This is a genomic window from Ensifer oleiphilus (assembly GCF_013371465.1).
Lineage (GTDB): Bacteria > Pseudomonadota > Alphaproteobacteria > Rhizobiales > Rhizobiaceae > Ensifer > Ensifer oleiphilus.
This window is the reverse complement of sequence record NZ_JABWDU010000008.1, coordinates 181,992-202,139: the sequence shown is the minus strand read 5'-3', so window position 1 is coordinate 202,139 and position 20,148 is coordinate 181,992. Positions and strand designations below refer to the sequence as shown.

Here is a 20,148-nt window from a genome sequence, read left to right as displayed (position 1 = left end):
ACATTATCATTGTCATGAACGATAGAATGCGGGCAGAGACGAAGCGACACCCCGCATGAAGGACCGGACCGATGCTGAACGACCCCTGCTCCCATGGCCTTTGGGAAAAAACCGCCCCGCAGCCGCCGGTCACCGGCCCGCTTGCAACGGACACATCCGCCGATGTGGTCGTCGTGGGTGGTGGTTTCACCGGTATTTCGGCGGCGCTGCATCTGGCGGAAGCCGGCCGCAGGGTCATTCTGCTTGAGGGCACGGAGATCGGCTTTGGCGGCGCGGGTCGCAATGTCGGGCTGATCAATGCCGGCATGTGGGTGATGCCGGACGACCTGCCGGGCGAACTCGGCGAAGTGCATGGCGAACGACTTCTCGATCTGCTCGGCAACGGGCCGCGCGTGGTGATGGAGCTGATCGACAAACACGCCATCGCCTGCGAACTCGAACGCAACGGCACGCTGCACTGCGCCGTCGGCGAAAGCGGCCTGAAGGAGATCGAGGATCGCGCGTCGCAATGGCAAAAGCGCGGAGCACCCGTCGAGCTTCTGACGGCTGCCCAGACGGCCGCTCGGGTCGGCACGACGGCCTATGCCGGCGCACTGCTCGACAGGCGGGCAGGGACCCTGCAGCCGCTCGCCTATGTTCGCGGCCTGGCCCACGCGGCGACACGTGCCGGCGTTACCGTGCATACATCGAGCCGGGTCGTTTCGACCGAGCGTATCGGCAGCCGCTGGAAGGTGGCGACGGACAGGGCATCCGTGACGGCGGACTGGATCATCGTCGCGACCGATGCTTACAGTACCGGCCCATGGGAGCAGGTGCGGACCGAACAGGTCTATCTGCCCTATTTCAATCTGGCGACCAGGCCGCTCGCACCGGAACTGCTCGCGACCATTCTGCCCAAACGCGAGGGCGTCTGGGACACCAAGGAGATCCTTTCCTCCTTCCGCATGGACAAGGCCGGCCGGCTGGTGTTTGGCAGCGTCGGCGCTCTGCGCAACGGCGGTGCCTCCGTCCACAAGGCCTGGGCGCGGCGCTCGCTTGCCCGGCTCTTCCCGCAGCTGGGCAAGGTCGATTTCGAGTGTGAGTGGTATGGCCAGATCGGCATGACCACCAATGCGCTGCCACGCTTCCATCGGTTTGCACCGAATGTCGTCGGCTTCTCCGGCTATAACGGTCGCGGCATCGCGCCGGGAACGGTGTTCGGCCGGGTGCTGGCGCGGCATATCCTCGGAGAGATTGCCGAGGTCGAGCTGCCGTTGCCGCTCAGCGACCCCAGCGATCCGCCGATGCGGCGTTTGAAGGAGGCTTACTACGAGGCCGGAGCCCAGGTTGCCCACTTCGTCGGCGAGCGCTTCTAACCAGCCGCGCCCGCGAAGATATCGGCGTCAGCGTTCTGCTCCATCAGCCAGTCGCGGAAGATCTCGGTGCCGCGCTTCGGCGGGCGCTGCGCTGGCATGACGATGTGGATGCTCTGTCCGGTGAGATAACTCGCCCGGATCGGGCAGACGAGTTTGCCGGCCTTCAGGTGGTCGTGCACCAGATGCTTCCAGCCGAGCGCGACCCCTTGGCCGAGCACGGCCGCCTCGATCGAGTTCAGCGCGTCGGTAAAGACGAAATCCTGCGTCAGCTTGGCGGCTGAGACGTCGTTGCGCTCGAGATATTCCCGCCAGCCGACGCGTGAGCGATGTCGCTCCTCGAAATGCAGGAGTGTGTGATTGAGCAGGTCGGCCGGGGTATCGATCGGCCCGTGCTCTTTCAGATAGGCGGGGCTGCAGACCGGCCAAACCTCCTCGGTGACGAAATGCCAGGCGTGGATACCCGGCCATTTGCCGGTCCCGAGCCGGGCGGAAAGATCGATGTCCTCCTCCAGCAGGTCCTGGTCGTCGCGGCTGCTTTCGGCAATGCGCAGGGCGATATCCGGATGCTGCGCCTTGAAGGCTTTCAGCCGCGGCAGCAGCCACAATTGCACGAAGGATGCGGAGAACGATACGCGCACAATGTCGCGCGAGTGCTTTTGCCTGAGCGACGATATCACCATGTGCAGGTGATCGAAGGCTTCCTGGGTTTCCTTGTAGAGCCGCTTGCCCTCGGCTGTCAGTTCCAGCCGGGCATGCTCGCGGCGGAAGAGCTTGAGGCCGGTCGCCTCTTCCAACAGCCGGATCGTCTTGCTGACGGCCGGCTGGCTGACATTCAGTTCCTCCGCCGCGCCGGTAAAGCTCTGCCGCCGGGCGGCGGCCTCGAAGACGAAGAGATAGTTGGCGGATGGGACGAGCGAGCGGAGCCTATGCATAAACTGAGGTTATGCCCCCGGATAGTTTTTAGCAAGATTACAAGCGCGCCGGCCGTTTGTAAGTTGCTGAAAATTCCACATAAGGGAACCTCTTCATGCAAACTCATGCTCGGGCCGTTGTCATCGGCGGCGGTTGCGTCGGTGCAGCCATTCTCTACGGTCTGACGAAGCGCGGCTGGATAGACGTCGCGCTCTTGGAGCGTACGCAACTGACGGCCGGCTCGACCTGGCATGCCGCTGGCCTCATCCCGTCCTACGCCCGCTCGATCAATATCGGCCGGATGATCGCCAAGACCATCGAGATCTACGAGGGTCTTGAGGCCGAAACCGGCCAGCATGTCGGCTGGCACAAATGCGGCCAGCTGCGCATCGCCAATACCCGCGACCGTTTCGACGAGTACAAGAGCTACATGAGCGTCGCCGAGGTTCAGGGCATCCGCGCCGAGCTGATATCGCCGGCCGAGGCCCGTCAACTTTGGCCGCTGCTTGAAAACAACAAGGAGATGCTGGGCGCTCTCTATCATCCCGACGACGGCCACATCGCGCCGGCCGACGTGACGCAGGCCATGGCAAAGGGTGCCCGCGATCGCGGCGCCAAGATCTATCTCAATACCGAGGTGCACGGTTTCGAGCGCATGCCGAGCGGCGAGTGGAAGATCAAGACCAATCAGGGCGAGATCATCTGCGAGCACATCATTTCGGCGACCGGCAACTATGCCCGCCAGACCGGCGCCATGCTCGGCCTCGACATCCCGGCGATCCCGATCGTCCACCAATACTGGATCACCGATGCCGTTCCCGAGGTGATCGAGCGCAAGCGCCAGGGCCTGCCCGAGATGCCGATCCTGCGCGACGAAGGTTTCGAGGGCTATCTGCGCGAAGAGGGCGACGGCCTGATGTTCGGCCCTTACGAGAAGACCGAGCACCTGAAGCTGTTTGCCGAAAACGGCGTGCCGGAATGGTTCGGCGCCGACCTGCTCGAAGAGGATTTCGATTCCGTTTCCTGGAACTGGGAGCGGGCGATGGATCTCGTGCCGGCACTCGGCCGCGTCGGCATCAAGGCCAATGTCCGCGGACCTTTCCAGATGACGGCGGACGAGCTGCCGCTGGTCGGTCCGGCGTGGGGGCTCGACAATGTCTGGATCGCCGAGGGCGTGCCCGGCGGCATCCTCTGGGGCGGAGCCATCGGCTACTACCTTTCCGAACGCATCGTCGAAGGCGGCAACAGCCTCGACACCTCCGAACTCGACCCGCGCCGCTTCGGAGACTACGCCAACAAGAACTGGACGCGTGAGAAGGTGCTCGAGGCCTGGGGCACCCATGCCGAGCAGCACTATCCCGGCCAGGACATGCCGGCCGCCCGGCCGCAGAAGACGGCTCCCTCCTATGACCGCCTGACGCAGAAGGGTGCCGTCTGGAGCGTTCTCAACGGCTGGGAAATGCCTAATTGGTTTGCGCCCGAGGGCGTGGAGGCGAAGGACCAGTACAGCTGGCGCTGGACCGAAAAGGGCAAATATGTCGGCGAAGAAGTCCACGCCGTCCGAAACGCCGTCGGCCTCGTCGAGATGACGCCGATGACCAAGTTCGAAGTGAGCGGCCCGGGTGCGGAAGCTTGGCTCGACGGCATCCTTGCCAACCGTTTGCCGAAGACCGGCCGCGTCAACCTCAGCCATCATCTGACGAAGAAGGGCGGCGTGCAGGCCGAATATGTCGTCGCCCGTCTGGAAGACGGATTGTTCTACCTGATCTCGACGCCGCGCGCGGAGCGCTGGAATTTCGACGATCTATCGAAGCTTCTGCCAAAGGACGGCAGCGTGCAGCTTCGCAACGTCACCAATGATCGCGGCTGCTTCACTATCGTCGGGCCGAAGGCGCGCGACGTGCTGCAATCGCTGACCGAGATCGATCTCTCCAACGAGGCTTTCCCCTGGTTCGGCGTGCAATCGGGCACCGTGGGGCTCGCCAGCGACGTCCGGCTTCTGCGGGTCAATTACGAAGGCGAGCTTGGCTGGGAGCTTTATCACCCGCTCTGCTACCAGCGCCACTTGCTCGATGCGCTGCTTGCCGCCGGCGAGGCGCATGGCCTCCGATTGATCGGTCTGCAGGCACTGGAATCGCTGCGTCTCGAAAAGTCCTACCGGGCGATGTATCGCGACATGAATCCGGAACTGAACGCCTGGGAGAGCAGCCTCGATCGTTTCGTGCGTCTCGACAAGGGCGATTTCATCGGCCGCGATGCGCTGGCCAAGGCAAAGGAGGAGGGCGTTCCCCGTCGCTCCTTCACCCTTGCGATCGACACCGATGGCGCAAGCTCGCTGATTTATGAAGGCGTCTATCACCAGGGCAAGTTGGTCGGGCGCATCACCTCGGGCGGTTATGCCTATACGCTCGGCCACGATGTCGCCTTCGCCCTGCTGCCGGTCGAGCTTGGGGTGCCGGGCACGGAACTGGAAGTCCCGATCCTCGGCGAGCGGCGCAAGGCCCGCGTCATCGAGGAATCGCCTTACGATCCCGAAGCCAAGCGCGGTCGCATGTAACGGTTATCAGCAGACAACGAAAATTGCCGGAAAGGGTTGGTCATGAAAATACTTGTGACGGTTAAGCGGGTGGTTGACTACAACGTCAAGATCCGGGTGAAGGCGGATGGCTCGGGCGTCGAGCTGGCGAATGTGAAGATGTCGATGAACCCGTTCGACGAGATCTCGGTGGAAGAGGCGCTGCGGCTGAAGGAAGCCGGCAAGGCCGACGAGGTCGTGGTCGTATCGGTGGGTCCGGCCAAGGCCGAAGAGACGTTGCGCACCGCACTTGCCATGGGCGCCGACCGGGCGATCCTGGTCGAGACCGAAGACCAGGTCGAGCCGCTGGCTGTCGCCAAGATCGTCAAGGGTGTGGCAGAAGTCGAACAGCCCGGCCTGATCATCGTCGGCAAGCAGGCGATCGACGACGATTCGAACCAGACCGGCCAGATGTTGTCGGCCTTGCTTGGCTGGGCCCAGGGCACCTTTGCCTCCAAGGTCGAGATCGGCGATGGCAAGGCGCCAGAAAGCACAGCAAGGGTGACACGTGAGGTCGATGGCGGCCTGCAGACAATCGACATCAAGCTGCCGGCCGTGGTCACCACCGACCTGCGCCTCAACGAGCCGCGTTATGCCTCGCTGCCCAACATCATGAAGGCGAAGAAGAAGCCGCTCGACAAGAAGAGCCCGGCCGATTTCGGCGTCGACACCACGGCACGGCTGAAGGTGCTGAAGACCGAGGAGCCGGAAGGCCGCAAGGCCGGCATCAAGGTCAAGTCGGTGGCCGAGCTGGTCGAGAAGCTCAAAGTCGAAGCCGGCGTATTGTAAGTTCAGGAAAGGGAGATTTCATCATGGCTATTCTGCTTCTGGCTGATCACGACGGCAGCCACCTTTCCGACCAGACCGCAAAGACGCTGACGGCGGCCACCAAGATTGGCGGCGACGTGCATGTGCTGGTCGCCGGTGCCGGCGCCAAGGCGGCCGCCGACCAGGCCGCCAAGCTTTCCGGCGTTGCCAAGGTGCTGGTGGCCGAGGACACAAGCCTTGCCAACAATCTGGCCGAGCCCTTGGCAGCCCTCATCGTTTCGCTGGCCGGCAGCTACGACACCATCCTTGCCGCCGCCACCTCGGTCGGCAAGAACGTGCTGCCGCGGGTTGCAGCGCTTCTGGATGTCGTCCAGGTCTCGGAAATCACCGAAGTTGTCTCTTCCGACACCTTCAAACGGCCGATCTATGCCGGCAACGCCATCCAGACGGTGCAGACGAGCGAAGCCAAGAAGGTCATCACCGTGCGCACCGCCTCGTTCGCCTCGGCCTCCGAAGGCGGCTCTGCCTCGGTCGAAACGATTGCGGCTGTTGCCAATCCGGGTCTGTCGACCTTCGTTGCCGACGCGCTGTCGTCGTCGGATCGCCCGGAACTGACCTCGGCCAAGATCATCATCTCTGGTGGTCGGGCGCTCGGTTCGGCGGAAAAGTTCAAGGAAGTTATCCTGCCGGTTGCCGACAAGCTCGGTGCTGCCGTCGGCGCATCGCGCGCTGCGGTCGACGCCGGCTACGCCCCGAACGACTGGCAGGTCGGCCAGACCGGCAAGGTGGTCGCGCCCGATCTCTACATCGCCTGCGGCATCTCCGGTGCGATCCAGCACCTGGCGGGCATGAAGGATTCGAAGGTCATCGTCGCCATCAACAAGGACGAGGAGGCACCGATCTTCCAGGTCGCCGACTACGGCCTCGTTGCCGACCTCTTCGAAGCCCTGCCGGAAATGGAGCGAGCTTCCTGAACAGACTTCAGAAGCGACGGCTGAACGATGAGGTTCAGCCGTCGATCCTGATCGTTCGCGCGCCGACATGCAGCGCGCGCCCGGCGCCAAGGCCCATGGTCGCAGCGCCGAGGCCGAGCGCCACGAACAGGATGGCGGCGGCATCGAAACTACCGGTCCAGTCGCGGATGAGCCCAACGAGCAGCGGGCCGATGGCGGCGAGCACATACCCAACCCCCTGCGCCATGCCCGAGAGATGGGCGGCGACGTGGGAATCCGGCGAGCGCAACACGATCAGCGTCATCGCCACCGCAATCAGCCCGCCCTGGCCAAAGCCCTGCAGAATGGCCCAGAAGATCACCGTCGATGGCGGCGCGAAGAGGATGCCGAGCAGCGCGATGACTGCGGCAAGGACGAGCGCGACGTTGATGCCGCGCTGGTCCTTGCGTCTGATGGCGAAGGACGGAACCAGCAGGCAGGTGACGACCTGTGTCATGATCGAGACCGAGACAATGGCGCCTGCCGTCGCGGGGTCAAAGCCGCGTTCCCTCAGAATGGGTGCGAGCCAGCCGAAGATGCAATAGGCGAGCGCCGACTGCAGACCCATGAAAAGGGTGACCTGCCAGGCGAGACGATCGCGCCAGAGGCCGGTGACACGAAAGCCAGTGTGCCTGACCTGCGCCTTGCTGCCGAGCGCCTGCGGTGTCCAGATCAACAGGACGATGAAGGCGGGAAGCGCCCAGATGGCGAGCGCACCGGACCACGAGCCGGTCAGCCCATGTTCGAGCGGCAGGGTCAGGCCGGCGGCACCGGCAGCGCCTGCGCAAAGCGCCATGGTGTAAAGCCCGGTCATGATCGCCGCCTTGTCGGCAAAGTCGCGTTTGACGAGGCCGGGAAGCAGGACGTTGCCGATCGCGATGGCGGCGCCAGCGGCGAAAGTCGACAGGAAGAGCAGCGGCACAGCTCCGAAACCGCGCAAGGCTGTCCCGAGCACGAGCAAAGCCAGGGCGCCGAGCAGGGTGCGTTCGGCGCCGAAGCGTTGGGCCAGCTTTGGGGCGAGCGGTGCAAACAGGCCGAGGCAGAGCACGGGCAGTGTTGTCAGCAGGCTGGCGCCGGATGTCGAAAGGTCGGTGTCGCGCATCACCTCCGGCAGCAACACCGACAAGCTGGAAAACAATGGGCGCAGGTTGAAGGCGATCAGCACGAGGCTGGCGCCGAGCACGAAGCGCGCCACACCGCGAGGCATGACTGGCGGCTGAGGCTCGGGAACGCTATCGGCTTCAGCGTCGATGAGCTGATCTTCGAGGGCATTGATGGCGGCGATCTGATGGGCAGGCGGATTAGGGTCGCGGAAAGTCTGGTTCATTGCGAAAGAAGCCTGTCGAGTTCGCGCAGCACCGGCGCCATGAAGGCGCGGACCGCGGCTGCGGCTCGGTCCGGGTCGCCGGTGGCGATTGCGGTGACGATGGCCGCGTGTGCCTCGTCATCCGGCTCCGGCACGTCGCCCTGGAGCGTCGAATGAATGGTTTCGAGGATGGACGCGGTGAAAAAGTCGTAGAGGCCGACAATGGCGCGGTTGCCCGAAGCTTCGACGATCGACTTGTGGAAGGCGATGTCGCGTTGGCCGAAAGCCTCGTAGCCGCCATCGGCAACTGTACCGCGCGCCTGAAGTAACAAGGTCATGCGCTTGAGGTCGGCCGGCGTATGGCGGATAGCCGCAAGTCTTGCCGCCTCGACATCAAGGGCGGCGCGCGCCTCCCATTGGTCGCGCAATCCGGCGCGTTTGACGCGGTCGAGCGCGCCTGCCGGATCGACCGTCGAGCGAACATAGGTGCCGGAGCCCTGGCGGGTGTCGAGCAGACCCTGGGACACCAGAACGCGCACGGCTTCGCGTACGGTGCCACGGCTGACGGACAACAGCTCCGTCAGCACCGTTTCGTTCGGGATGCGGTCGCCCACGCCCCAGCGGCCACTGACGATTTCGGCGCGCAGGTTTTCGGCGGCGCTGTCTGCAAGATTGGTACGGTTGACGGGTTGCATCATAAACTCATCAAGTCATCGGATGATTTGATCAATATGCTTGTAATTCACTGCCGTCAACCACCCCCGGTATTGCACAATTGCGCCAGCTTTTCTCACCCCATACCGCCGCCGAAGGATCTGCGGTAGGCGACGGGCGACACGCCGTACTTGCGGGCGAACGCTCGGCGGAACGCCACGTCGTCGTTGAAACCAAGATCGCGGGCGATCTTCTTCATCGGCGTTTCAGTTTCCTCGGCCAGGCGCCGGCCCGCCTCCAGTCGCATCGATTCCACGTAGTCGCCGGGCGTGATGCCCACTTCCTGCTTGAACTGCCGGGCAAAGTTGCGTGCGCTCATGCCGGCCCGCCTTGCTACCGATGCCACCGACAGGTCGGCCGCCAGATTGTCGGCGATGTATTCCTGGGCGGACCGGATCGGCGTGCGCTGGGCGATCTGCGTCGCCAAATGGGTGCTGAACTGCGACTGTCCGCCGGGCCTCTTGAGAAAGACCACGAGCTCGCGCGCCACTTTCAGTGCGATATCAGGGCCAAGATCCTTTTCGACGATGGCAAGCGCGAGATCGATGCCAGCCGTCACTCCGGCTGAGGTCCAGATGTTGCCGTCACGGGTAAAGATGCGGTTGGGCTCCAGCTTCACGTCGGGAAACCGCCGGGCAAACTCGGCTGCCTGCGACCAGTGCGTCGTCGCCCGGCGCCCGTTCAGCAGTCCGGCTTCGCCGAGGACAAACGCACCGGAGCAGACGGAGCCAAGCCGCTCCGGCCCCTCCGATGCAGCCTTCACCCAAGCGAGTACCCGTTCGGGGATCGGGCGTGTCTGGATCAGTGGATCACCGGCGACAAGCAGGGTGTGAAAATCATCGGGTGAACAGTCGATCGTGCGGTCCGGCAACAGCCGAACGCCCGACGTACCGCGGATCGGGTGTTCGTCCAGCCCAACGACGGCCACCGAATAGAAGTCGGTGCCGCTCTGGCGGTTCGCCTCCGCAAAGACATCCGATGGCCCGACGACATCCAAGAGCTGGACGCCCGGCATCGCCAGAATCGCAACATTGATCTTTGACATCATGGCACCCGAAACAGCTTCCCCGACAAAACCTCGATCACTGTCCTCGCGAAAACAACACCGATAGCCCCCGTGAGAAAGGCGAACATGGCGATGGCGAGGGCGCGAAGCAATTCCGTTCCGGCGGCGTCGGCATAGCGGAAAAAGGCGATCGAGAAGGCTGCGAGCGGAAAACTGATAGCCCACCAGGCGACGCTGAAGGGAACATGGCTACGAAACACGATCGGTGACAACACCAGCATCAGGAAGAAGGCGAAATAGAAGAGCACACTGGCCAGCATGTCCACGGCGCCGGTGAGATTGGTATAGGCGAGGAAGCCGACGGCAAACGGAGCGACGAGCACCATCATCGACGGCCGGGCAGCCAGCGGCAGGGGATCGTGGTGCCGTAACCGGGCAAAGATCAGAGTGACGAAGATGCCGGCGATGACGCTGCCGACGGCGAAGGCGAACAGGTTGATCTCATGGGCCCAGGCAAAGGGCATGGCCTTGCCGGTTACGGCGATGTCGAGCGTGGCAACCCCCGGGATTAGCAGTGGTGGCAGCGTGTGTTCGGCGTTCTCACGTAAGATCAGAAACCGCGTGGCAACCAGATAGGCGAGCGCAAAGGTCAGGATGAGCCCGATGATCCAGACGGCCTGGCTGACTGCCGCGCTATAGCGGTCGAAGAAAGCCGACAGAAGCAACAGTCCGACGGCGACGGTGGCGAAAAAGTTGCCTTGGACGGGATGGTGGAATTCCGTGGCAACCACATCGGGGTGGCGAGCCCATTTCGTGGCGTAGCCGATGGCGAGCATGATGAAGGTGACTGCGGCGAACCAGCCGATGAGTTCTCCGGGAATGGCGGGAATGGCGATGACTTTCACGGCTTCGCGCCAAGCCAGGCTGAGGCCCGTTAGTCCCATGACCGAGGCAAAGAGATTGATCGGCAGGTTGGCAATCGTGTGACGGCGTGCGGGCGTGACCGGGGCGTCGTCGAGTATTCCGGTGTTCGACATGACATTCTCCGCTTCGGGTGTCGTTACCGGAGAATATAAGGGAAACCTGTTTTGGCATGAATAGTGCTTATAGGATGATTTAGGACGGATTGCGCATCAAATCGGCCACGAACTGAATGCGGGGCTCTCCGGCCAATGTCTGCACGGAAAGGGAGGAAGCGCCGAGCGCAACTGGCCGGTCCGCCCCGGCGCTCGGTGATGTTGAGCAGCGTCTTTCCAATGTGGGGTCGACGCCCGAGCAGGTGTGCAGCACGTCTGCCGCGCCCTCGCGGGCCGTCCCGCAACAAGTGCGAATAATTTTCCGATACGCTAAATATTGACCGTATCAGAAAATGATTTTACCAACACCTATGCGTTCAGGATCCTCTTCTCCCAAAGTGATTGTCATTGGCGGCGGTATCGCCGGGCTTTCGGTCGCCGCTGCCGTCCAGCAATGGGCATCGGTGACGCTGATCGAGCGCGAGGCCCATCTCGGCTATCATTCGAGCGGTCGCTCAGCGGCTTTGTTTACCGAGACCTACGGCAACGCGATCGTGCGGGCGCTGTCTGTTGCCAGCCGACCAGCCATCGTCGATGGCGGCTTTGCCGAGCATGTGCGTGGCGCGGTGCATTTCGGCGGTCGCGATGACGATGAGATCGTCGACGAACTGGCGCAGAAGTACCGGGCGCTGGTGCCGAGCGTTCGCCGAATTTCGGGAGAGGAAGTCAATGCCCTCATTCCGGTCATCCGCACCGACACGACCTGCGGCGGCGTCTATGAGCCCGGTGCTCTCGATATCGACACCGGCAAGATGGTGTATGCCTGTGCCGCGTCGTTGAAGACACGTGGCGGAACTGTCCTCTCCGGAGAGGAAGTGCTGGAGATTTCCCGCACGTCCGGCCGCTTTCAGGTGGTGACCACGGCTGGCTCCCATGAGGCCGACATGGTCGTCAACGCGGCCGGCGCCTGGGTCGATGTGATCGGTGAGCGGGCGGGGCTGGCCGGGCTCGGCTTTGCGCCCAAGCGACGCACTGCCTTTATGTTCGATCCGCCTCCGGGGCTCGACGCGCGCCGATGGCCTTTGGCCGTCGACCTGCATGAGCGTTTCTACTTCAAGCCGGATGCCGGAAAGCTGATCGGCTCGCTGGCCGACGAAACGGACACGCCGCCCTGCGATGCCTACCCTGAGGATATCGACGTTGCGACTGCCGTCGACCGGATCGAGCAGGCGACGGACCTTCACATAGGTCGCCCGCAAAGGCCGTGGGCCGGATTGCGCACTTTCGCGCCGGACCGCACCCCTGTCGTCGGCTTCGACCCGCGCCTTCCCGGGTTTTTCTGGCTCGGCGGTCAGGGCGGTTATGGTTTTCAAGTTTCGCTCACGCTCGCGCGGATCGCCTCTGTGCTGCTTCGCGATGCCGCGATGCCTGAGGATATCGCTGCCCTCGGCGTCGTGTTCGACGCGCTGGCGCCCGGTCGATTTCTCGAGGCGGCCCACACATCAACGCTTTCCACGGTCGGGCAATGACTAGGCAGATTAGGAGACCAGAAACGTCGCCGATGCGGTGAGGAGACACCCGCGGCGGCATCGACACCAGGGCGAGCAGGAGCGTTTGCTCTGACGTCCGCCCGGCTGATGCCGCGCACCGCGCCGCATCGGCAATCCCGCTCGACGCCCTTGGCCGCCAGAATTTCGCCAACGTCGATATCACGGAGTAAGTAGAATGGACGAGATGACAGTCAGTGACAGCGCCAGGCTTGCTGACCTGAGCCGACTGCTTGGAGGCTACACCAACGAGGGTGCAGTCGGGGTTTCCCTGGCCTTCTCGAAGAGCGATGGCGAAACCGTGACCTTGACGTCGGGGCTTTCCGATCGGGCGCGGGGCATTTCGGTTTCGCCGACACAACTGTTCAAGATCGGCAGTTGCACGAAGACGTTCATCGTTGCCGCCCTGATGCGGCTGGCCGAAAGCGGTGCGGTCGATCTTGGGAGCCCGATCTCGCGCTGGTTTCCGGATCTGCCGGGGGCGTCGACGATTTCCGTGCGTCAACTCGTCAACCATCGCGGTGGGCTGCCGGAATTCGAGTACGACATCCCGATGACGCCGGATCGCATCTGGACGCCGGCGGAACTCGTGGATCTCGCCTTTCAGGTCGGCGGACAGACTGCGCCCGGCGGCCCGGCCGTCTATAACAACACCGGCTACGTGCTGGCCGGCATGCTGATCGAAGCGGTCACCGGTCAGTCGCTCGGCGCCTATGTCCGTCAACAGGTGCTCGAGCCGCTCGGGCTCGAAAACACCTGGTCGCCCGCGACCGAAAGCTTCCCTGGGGAACGCATGGTGCGCGGCTACTACCACCGGCCGCCGCCTGTGGCGGCAGCAGGGGCGGGTATCGCGGCCGGTGCCGAGATGTGGCGCATGGACGGCGTGCTTCCCTATTCCGACGCGCTGCAGGATTCCTCGGATTCCTTCCCGTTCACGGCCGCCTATGCCTGTGGAGACATGGTTTCGACGCCCAGCGACATGGTCGCCTTCATGCGCGCGCTCTTTGGCGGCCAATTGTTGACGGACGACATATTCCGGGAGATGAGCGAAAGCCGCGTCAGCGTCAGCTTTCCCGGCACGCGGATGCGCGAGACCGGGGCGGGGCTGTTTCAGAGCAGCTACGCGGATCGGCTCGTCTATGGCCATCAGGGCAGCATTCCCGGCTACGTCACCGTCATGCAGCACGAGCCGAATTCGGGCCTGACGATCGCGATGACCAGCAATGTCGGTTCGGGCTACCGGATGTCCTTCTACGCGAGCGGTCTGCACCAGGTGCTCGATCGGGCAATCGGCATCATCCTGGACGGCTAGGCTGCCGTACATCCCCTGACGCTGCCGAAATCAGATATCGACCGCCCCATAAGGGCGGTCGATTGCTTTGGGCAGGTTTACGAAATGACGACGTCGACCTTTTCGAAGGTCCTGACGTCGATCAGGCCCTTGTCGGAGATGCGCAGTTCGGGGATGACGACGAGCGCCAGCAGCGAGTGCTGCATGTAGGCATTGTTCAGGCGGCAGCCGCAGACGCGCATCGCCTCGACCAGTGCCGCGGCCTTGTCGGCCACGATCTCGGCGCGCTGGTCCGACATCAACCCTGCGACCGGCAGCTCGACCAGGGCAAGCTCCTCGCCGTCCTTGATCACGACGATGCCGCCACCGACTTCGTGCAGGCGGTTGGCGGCCTTGGCCATGTCTGCCTTGTTGGTGCCGACGACGATCATGTGGTGGCTGTCATGGGCAACGGTGCTGGCAACGGCGCAGTCGCTGTCGTAGCCGAAGCCCGAAACAAAGGCGTTGACGACGTCGCCGGTGCCGCGATGGCGCTCCACCAATGCGATCTGGCAGACATCGTTTGCACGGTCCATCTCGATGATGCCGCCTGCGGCCGAAAGCTCTGCCTCGAGCGCCCGCGTCGGCGCCTGGTTTTCGACGACGCCGATCACCCGGACGCGCGCGCGATTTTCGGTGGAGTTGAGGCCGATGTCGAAGTCGCCTGTTTTCAGCGTCTTGCCGAGATGTACCGTATCGCGGGCACTCGCGGGATAGATGAAGGGCGGGATGTCGCGCACCAAAGCGCCGGAATCCGCCAGCAATTCACCGCGCGCAAACACCATCTCGATCGGCAGGGCTGCAAGGTCCGATGTGATGATCAAGTCGGCGCGCCTTCCGGGCGCGATCGAGCCGAGTTCGCGCTCGACGCCGAAGTGCTGGGCGGTGTTGAGTGTCGCCATCTGGATGGCGGTGATCGGCTTCAGCCCTTGCGCGATGGCGTGGCGCACCACACGGTTCATGTGGCCGTCATGCACGAGCGTGCCGGAGTGGCTGTCGTCGGTGCAGAGCAGGAAGTTGCGCGGATCGACGCCAGCCTCGGTGATCGCCTTGACCTGGGCTGCAACATCGAACCAGGCGGAACCGAGCCGAAGCATGGCGCGCATGCCTTGGCGGACGCGGGCGATTGCATCCTCGACGGTCGTTCCCTCATGGTCGTCGGCCGGGCCGCCGGCGGCGTAAGCGTGAAACTCGCGACCGAGATGCGGCGAGGCGTAGTGTCCGCCGACAGTCAGCCCCGCGTCCTGGGTGGCCGCGATCTCGGCCACCATCTTCGCATCATTGAAGGCGACACCGGGGAAGTTCATCATCTCGCCGAGGCCGATGATATTCGGCCAGCTCAGGGCTTCGGCCACATCCTTGGCCGAAAGCTCGGCGCCGGCGGTTTCGAGCCCGGGCGCGCTCGGCACACAACTCGGCACCTGGACATAGACGTTGATCGGCAGGCTCTGCGCCTCGTCGTTCATCAGCTTGACGCCGGCAAGGCCCAGCACGTTGGCGATCTCGTGCGGGTCGATGAACATCGTCGTCGTGCCGTGCGGGATGACGGCGCGGGCAAATTCGGTGACGGTGACGAGGCCGCTTTCGACATGCATATGCGCGTCGCAGAGCCCCGGCACGAGATAGCGGCCGCCAGCATCGACCACCTTCGTGCCTTCGCCGATCGTATGGCTGGCGTCGGCGCCGACATAGGCGAAGCGACCGGCTTTGACGGCGATGTCGGTGTGCGGAATGATCTCGCCGGAATAGACGTTGACCCATTTGCCGTTGCGGATCACGAGGTCGGCAGGCGTCCGGCCCATGGCGACGTCGACAAGCTCGGGTGCGGTCCTCGACCAGGATTGAAGCATGACAGGTTCCTTCGAATGGAGACGATGCCGGCGCCCTTTTTCCGTCTGGAGAAAAAGGGCGCCGAGAGGCGTTACTGGGTCTGAGCGACGAGCGCTGCCGCAAGCAGGGCGACGAACCACATGACCGGCTTTACATCACCCGCCCGGCCGCAGACCAGCTTGATCAGCACATAGGCGATGATGGCCAGCGACAGCCCGAGCGTGATCGAGAACGTCAGCGGGATCAGCACGATGGCGAGGAAGGCAGGGATCGCCTCGTCTAGGTCGGTCCAACGGATCTTGCTCATAGGCTCGGACATGAAGAGGCCGGTGAGGATCAGCACCGGCGCGGTGGCAACGGCCGGCACCAGCGACAGGAGCGGCGACAGGAACAGGAACGGCACGAACAGCAGCCCGGCGACGAGGGCGACGAGCCCGGTTCGACCACCCTGGGCGATGCCGGCGCCCGATTCCAGGTAGACGGTGGCGGGGCTGGTGCCGAGCGGTGCCGAGATCAAGGCGGCGACGGCGTCGACATGCATGGACTGCTTGATGTTGCGCGGCAGTCCCTGTTCGTCCTTGAGGTCGGCCGCTTCGGCCAGGCCGAGGAAGGTCGAAAGCGCCTCGATGAAGTTGGTGAACAGGAAGACGAAGATGAACGGCACGTAGATTAGGCTCAGGGCGCCGACAAGATCGATCTGGCCGACGAAGCTGAAGTCGGGTGCCGCGGAAAAGCCGCTCCAGTTGACCAGCGTATGCACATCAGGCGTCTCCGGCGAAAACGCGCTGCCGTCACCCCACCAGCGGCCGATCGGGATCGAGAGGATGGTGGTTAGGATCATGCCGGCCATCATGGCGCCCGGCACCCTGCGCACGACGAGCGCGACGGTGAGGATAAAGCCGGCGATGAAGGTGAGGGTGACCGGGTTGAACGTCGTCAGCCCGACGATGGTGTCGGGATTGGCGACGATGAACTTGGCGTTTTCAAAGCCGATCAGCGCGATGAACAGGCCGATGCCGCAGGCAATGCCATAGCGCAGATCGACCGGGATCGCCTCGATGATCGTCTGGCGCAGGTTGAAGAAGGCCATGACGGTGAAGAGCACGCCGGCCCAGAAGACGCAGCCGAGCGCAATTTCGAGCGGCACGTTTGCGCCGACGACCATCGTGTAGGCAAAGAGCGCATTGATGCCCATGCCCGGCGCGACCAGGATCGGGCTTCGGGCATAAAGCCCCATGGCGCAACTGCCGATGAAGCTGACGAGCACGGTCGCCGTGACGCCCGCCGAAAACGGAATGCCGGCATGGGACAGGATCGATGGGTTGACGACGATCACATAGGAGGCGGCTAGGAAGGTGGTCAGTCCGGCGAGGATTTCGGTGCGGATGGTCGAGCCGAATTTGGAAATCTGGAAGTAGCGGTCGAGCAAGTTTGCGAGCCAGGAGGCTTGGGCCTTGCCAGAGACCGGCTCCACGGCCTTGGGTTGGTAGTTCATTTTGTTCCCCTTTTTTTGAAGTGAGGAAGGGGCCGGCGATGCCGGCCCCTTCCAAGGCTTTACTCCGCTGCTGCGGCGCGTTCGCCCTCGCCACCGTTCCCACGAAGCGGCGAGATGACTTTCAGCTGGACGCAATCGACGACCCCGAGATCGGTGATGGCATATTCCGGGATCGCCGTGATTTGAAGCACGAACATGTACATGAACGGCCAGGGCAGGGTGCAGCCGAGCGCTCGCGCTGCGTCATCCAGCTCGTCTTCCAGCGCCGCCATCTCCGATGGCTCGATATCGGAGACGATGCCGCCGATCGGCAGATGCAGGAAGGAGACGACCTTGCCGTCCCTGACCACGACCTGGCCGCCGTGGTTGGCAATCAGGTGGTTGATGGCGACCTGCATGTCTTCCGGGTTTGCGCCGATGCAGATGATGTTGTTGTCGTCGGGCGCGGTCGAGCTGGCGATAGCACCTTCGCGCAGTCCGAAGCCTGAGGTGAAGGCAACCGGGCGGTTCTTCGTCTTGCCGTAGCGCTCGACCACGGTGACATACTGGATGTCCTGTGCCGGGTCGGCGAGCACGCAGCCGTCCTTGACCGGCAGGGTGACGTCGCGGCGCGTGCGCACGAAGATCTTTTCGGGGGTCACGGCAATCGCCATCGCTGCAGCGCTGTCGCCTTGGCCGTCATAGCGCAGCTTCAAATCATCGAGTTCGAGCGGTGCGACCTTCATCGAGGTAAGCAGCTCGGCGCTGCGCGGCGGCGGCACCAGGTCGACTGCCATGCGGCCGTCACGCGCGACTTCCTCACCCTTGGCGATGACCGCGTCGATGCGAAACTCGCGCAGATCGTTGACGAGCAGGATGTCCGCGGCGCGGCCCGGCGAAATCGAGCCGACCTTGTCGTCGATGCGAAGGGCATCGGCGCCGTTGATCGTCGCCATCTGGATGGCCGCCATCGGCGAGATGCCCATGGCGATCGCCATGCGCACCATGTTGTCGAGGTGGCCGCGCTTCAGAATATCGCTGGCAACGACGTCGTCGGTGCAGAAGCTGATGCGGCGCAGGGCCTTCACGCCCATCTCTGTGACGATGCGCAGATTGTCGGAGAGGAAGTGGGAGATCGAGGATTCGCGCACGACGACGTGCATGCCGGCCCGGAGCTTCTCCAGCATTTCCTCCGGCGAATAGCTTTCGTGGTCGGCGCGTACGCCCGACTGTTGGTAGCCGTTCAGCCGTGCGCCGCGCGTCATCGGGCAGCAACCGAGCACCGGCAGCCGGCTCTTTTCCGCCAGTTCCAGTGCTGCCAGCACGTCGGGGTCTTCCTCCTGGATGAATTCGCGCACGGTTTCCCAGATGCCGACGCATTCCGGCCAGTGGTGGGTCGCCTGGTGATCGGCCGGGCTGAAGTAATGGCCGACGGTCGAGCGCGGCATGGTGTAGGGGGTCTTGCACGGCGCGCCCCAGAACACCTTGAGCGGCGTATCCCTGGCCTCGTCGAGGAATTCGCGCGCAGCCGCCGGCCCGCCGACGACGATGATCTGGTCGAGGCCGGTGACGATCGACGTGGTACCGAGCGGAACGACCGCCTTGGCAAAGCTCGTCAGCGACATCTTCGAGCATTCGACATGCAGATGGCCGTCGATCATCCCGGGGACGAGGTATTTGCCGGTGGCGTCGATGATCTTCGTCTCCGGCCCGACATAGTCGGAGATGTCGCCGACGGCGATGATCCGCTCGCCATAGATCGCGACATCGGCCTGATAGATCTCTTCTGAAACGACGTTGACCAGCCGGCCGCCGCGGACCGCCAATGTGGCCTTGTTGCCGGTGCCGGAGGCTGCCCGGATGAATTCTCTGATATTGCTCACTGAAACCACTCCCTTAGCGTTGATGAAGTTTCCCAGTTTGGTTTCGTTTGTACAATGGGCCGAAATGGCGTATTTCTCGGACATATCATCCAATATTTTGGACGAAACATGGATCTCTCGCTTCTCGACTGCTTCGTAAAAGTTGCCGATTCCCGTTCGATTTCAGCGGCTTCGCGCCTGCATCGACTACCGAAATCGACCCTCAGCCACAAGATCCGCCAGTTGGAGGATGAGTTCGGGATCGAACTCTTCGTGCGCGAGGGGCATCAACTGCATGTGACCGACGCTGGCGCCGAGTTCCTGCGCTATGCCCGCCTGATCCAGTCGAACTGCGAGGATGCGGCGACGGCAATGGCCGAGATGCGCCAGGAGGTGGCGGGCACCCTGCGCGTCGGCTCGACCGGCGAGTTCGGCACGACGATCACATCCGAACTGCTCTATGCGTTTCGGCAACAATATCCGCAGGTCAATCTCGACGTCGTTTTCCTGAGCTCGCGGCAGCCGTTCTCCGATGTCACCGAACAGGCGCTCGACGGCATTTTCCACTGGGGCGAGCCTTCTGATGTCGACTACATCAGTCGGCGGCTCTCGGTCTCGTCCTACGGCCTGTTTGCCAGCGCCGACTATATTGCCCGGCATGGCCAGCCGTCGACGCCCGACGAGCTCGCCGGTCACCGCGGCCTCGTCTTTCGCCAGCCGACGCGGCTGCAGTCCTGGTATCTGACAAGGGATGGCGACACAGAGATCGATCTGCTGCCGACGGCCACCTGCACGACCAACGATTACTGGACGATCAAATACTTCGCGGTTGCCGGTGAGGGGATCGCCTACCTGCCGGAATTCTTCGTGGAAACGGAGCGACAGGCGGGATTGCTTCAGCCGGTGCTGGCGGAGTGGCGCTCGCCGAAAACGGCGATCAACCTCATCTATTCGCGCCGGCGGCACGTGTCGAAGCGCTTCAAGGCTTTCGTCGAATTCTGCATCGACTTTTATCGCGATCGCGAGCGCACAGGCATCCCGCGTTATTATGTCGAGAAGGTCAGTATGCCGAGCGCGGTGGGGCGCTGACGTGCCGCCCCATCCTAATCAGCGGGCGGCGTCGAAAGCCAGGTCGACATAGGTTGCGACTTGCTTTTCTGCGATGTCGGAGACGGATTGCATCTTGATGTGCCGACGCCCCTTGCCTTTACCGATCAGCACGCGATGGGCGTCGGGCAGTGCGGCGCCTTCGCTGAACTCCAGAGTGACATGCGCGGAATAGGGAAAGATGCCGCAGAACGGCCGCGCGGCCGAAAACAGCAGGCCGCCATATTTGATCTCTTCCGAAATATCGGACCCGGATGCCAGCACGATCTCGCGCAGCGCTGAAACGATCGCGAACTGATTATCGCCACGGTCGCGGATATCGGCCAGAAACGCTTCGACACGCTTTTCCATCAT

General features: G+C 63.3%; 16 protein-coding genes. 7 read left to right on the top strand and 9 right to left on the bottom strand.

From position 1 onward, the window contains the following. Window positions 1-71: 71 nt before the first annotated feature. Window positions 72-1,355 (top strand): NAD(P)/FAD-dependent oxidoreductase, encoded by a 1,284-nt coding sequence (locus HT585_RS25595; protein WP_176355615.1) that lies wholly within the window; start codon window positions 72-74, stop codon window positions 1,353-1,355. Here the strand turns inward: HT585_RS25595 and HT585_RS25590 are convergent. Continuing rightward, the gene (locus HT585_RS25590) at window positions 1,352-2,287 is read right to left on the bottom strand and encodes a LysR substrate-binding domain-containing protein (RefSeq protein ID WP_176355614.1); all 936 of its coding nucleotides are present in this window, start codon (window positions 2,285-2,287) and stop codon (window positions 1,352-1,354) included. The two genes, HT585_RS25595 and HT585_RS25590, sit on opposite strands and share 4 nt — an antisense overlap. Before the next feature lie 95 nt (window positions 2,288-2,382). On the opposite strand from HT585_RS25590, the gene HT585_RS25585 reads away from it, so the two are divergent. From HT585_RS25585 to HT585_RS25575, 3 genes are read left to right on the top strand one after another with little or no spacing between them, the layout of a single operon-like run. Beyond that, a complete protein-coding gene (locus tag HT585_RS25585; RefSeq protein ID WP_176355613.1) occupies window positions 2,383-4,824 on the top strand; it encodes a GcvT family protein in 2,442 nt (813 codons plus the stop codon). Window positions 4,825-4,866: 42 nt separating this feature from the next. After that, window positions 4,867-5,631, top strand: coding sequence for an electron transfer flavoprotein subunit beta/FixA family protein (locus HT585_RS25580; protein ID WP_176355612.1), 765 nt, complete (start codon window positions 4,867-4,869; stop codon window positions 5,629-5,631). A 23-nt stretch (window positions 5,632-5,654) separates the two neighbouring features. Beyond that, window positions 5,655-6,584, top strand: coding sequence for an electron transfer flavoprotein subunit alpha/FixB family protein (locus tag HT585_RS25575; protein ID WP_176355611.1), 930 nt, complete (start codon window positions 5,655-5,657; stop codon window positions 6,582-6,584). Window positions 6,585-6,618: 34 nt separating this feature from the next. Here the strand turns inward: HT585_RS25575 and HT585_RS25570 are convergent, their stop codons facing one another. From HT585_RS25570 to HT585_RS25555, 4 genes are all read right to left on the bottom strand, one after another. Further along, entirely contained in the window at window positions 6,619-7,929 is a 1,311-nt protein-coding gene (locus HT585_RS25570; protein ID WP_176355610.1) for a CynX/NimT family MFS transporter, read from the bottom strand. Then, on the bottom strand, window positions 7,926-8,603 hold the full coding sequence (locus HT585_RS25565; RefSeq protein WP_176355609.1) for a FadR/GntR family transcriptional regulator: 678 nt from the start codon (window positions 8,601-8,603) through the stop codon (window positions 7,926-7,928). Before HT585_RS25565 ends, HT585_RS25570 begins: the two co-directional genes overlap by 4 nt. Window positions 8,604-8,698: 95 nt before the next feature. Further along, the gene (locus HT585_RS25560; protein ID WP_176355608.1) at window positions 8,699-9,667 is read right to left on the bottom strand and encodes a GlxA family transcriptional regulator; all 969 of its coding nucleotides are present in this window, start codon (window positions 9,665-9,667) and stop codon (window positions 8,699-8,701) included. Then, a complete protein-coding gene (locus HT585_RS25555; protein ID WP_176355607.1) occupies window positions 9,667-10,665 on the bottom strand; it encodes an SLAC1 anion channel family protein in 999 nt (332 codons plus the stop codon). Before HT585_RS25555 ends, HT585_RS25560 begins: the two co-directional genes overlap by 1 nt. Window positions 10,666-11,042: 377 nt before the next feature. Here HT585_RS25555 and HT585_RS25550 point away from each other — a divergent pair, with 377 nt between their 5' ends. Together HT585_RS25550 and HT585_RS25545 are read left to right on the top strand one after the other, a co-directional pair. Further along, window positions 11,043-12,173: an NAD(P)/FAD-dependent oxidoreductase gene (locus tag HT585_RS25550; RefSeq protein WP_343214086.1), complete on the top strand. Its 1,131-nt coding sequence runs from the start codon at window positions 11,043-11,045 to the stop codon at window positions 12,171-12,173. A 196-nt stretch (window positions 12,174-12,369) separates the two neighbouring features. After that, complete coding sequence (locus HT585_RS25545; protein ID WP_246707937.1) at window positions 12,370-13,503, top strand: serine hydrolase domain-containing protein; 1,134 nt, start codon at window positions 12,370-12,372, stop codon at window positions 13,501-13,503. 77 nt (window positions 13,504-13,580) lie between these two features. Here the strand turns inward: HT585_RS25545 and ade are convergent, their stop codons facing one another. From ade to HT585_RS25530, 3 genes are all read right to left on the bottom strand, one after another. Continuing rightward, window positions 13,581-15,371 (bottom strand): adenine deaminase, encoded by a 1,791-nt coding sequence (gene ade, locus HT585_RS25540; RefSeq protein ID WP_176355605.1) that lies wholly within the window; start codon window positions 15,369-15,371, stop codon window positions 13,581-13,583. Window positions 15,372-15,442: 71 nt separating this feature from the next. Further along, window positions 15,443-16,846, bottom strand: coding sequence for an NCS2 family permease (locus tag HT585_RS25535; RefSeq protein WP_176355604.1), 1,404 nt, complete (start codon window positions 16,844-16,846; stop codon window positions 15,443-15,445). Window positions 16,847-16,905: 59 nt separating this feature from the next. Next, complete coding sequence (locus HT585_RS25530) at window positions 16,906-18,708, bottom strand: adenine deaminase C-terminal domain-containing protein (RefSeq protein WP_176355603.1); 1,803 nt, start codon at window positions 18,706-18,708, stop codon at window positions 16,906-16,908. Between the two features lie 108 nt (window positions 18,709-18,816). Here HT585_RS25530 and HT585_RS25525 point away from each other — a divergent pair, with 108 nt between their 5' ends. Further along, on the top strand, window positions 18,817-19,776 hold the full coding sequence (locus HT585_RS25525) for a LysR family transcriptional regulator (RefSeq protein WP_176355602.1): 960 nt from the start codon (window positions 18,817-18,819) through the stop codon (window positions 19,774-19,776). Window positions 19,777-19,794: 18 nt separating this feature from the next. Here HT585_RS25525 and HT585_RS25520 read toward each other — a convergent pair whose 3' ends face one another. After that, window positions 19,795-20,148, bottom strand: a complete 354-nt coding sequence (locus HT585_RS25520; protein WP_176355601.1) for a DUF1801 domain-containing protein — start codon at window positions 20,146-20,148, stop codon at window positions 19,795-19,797.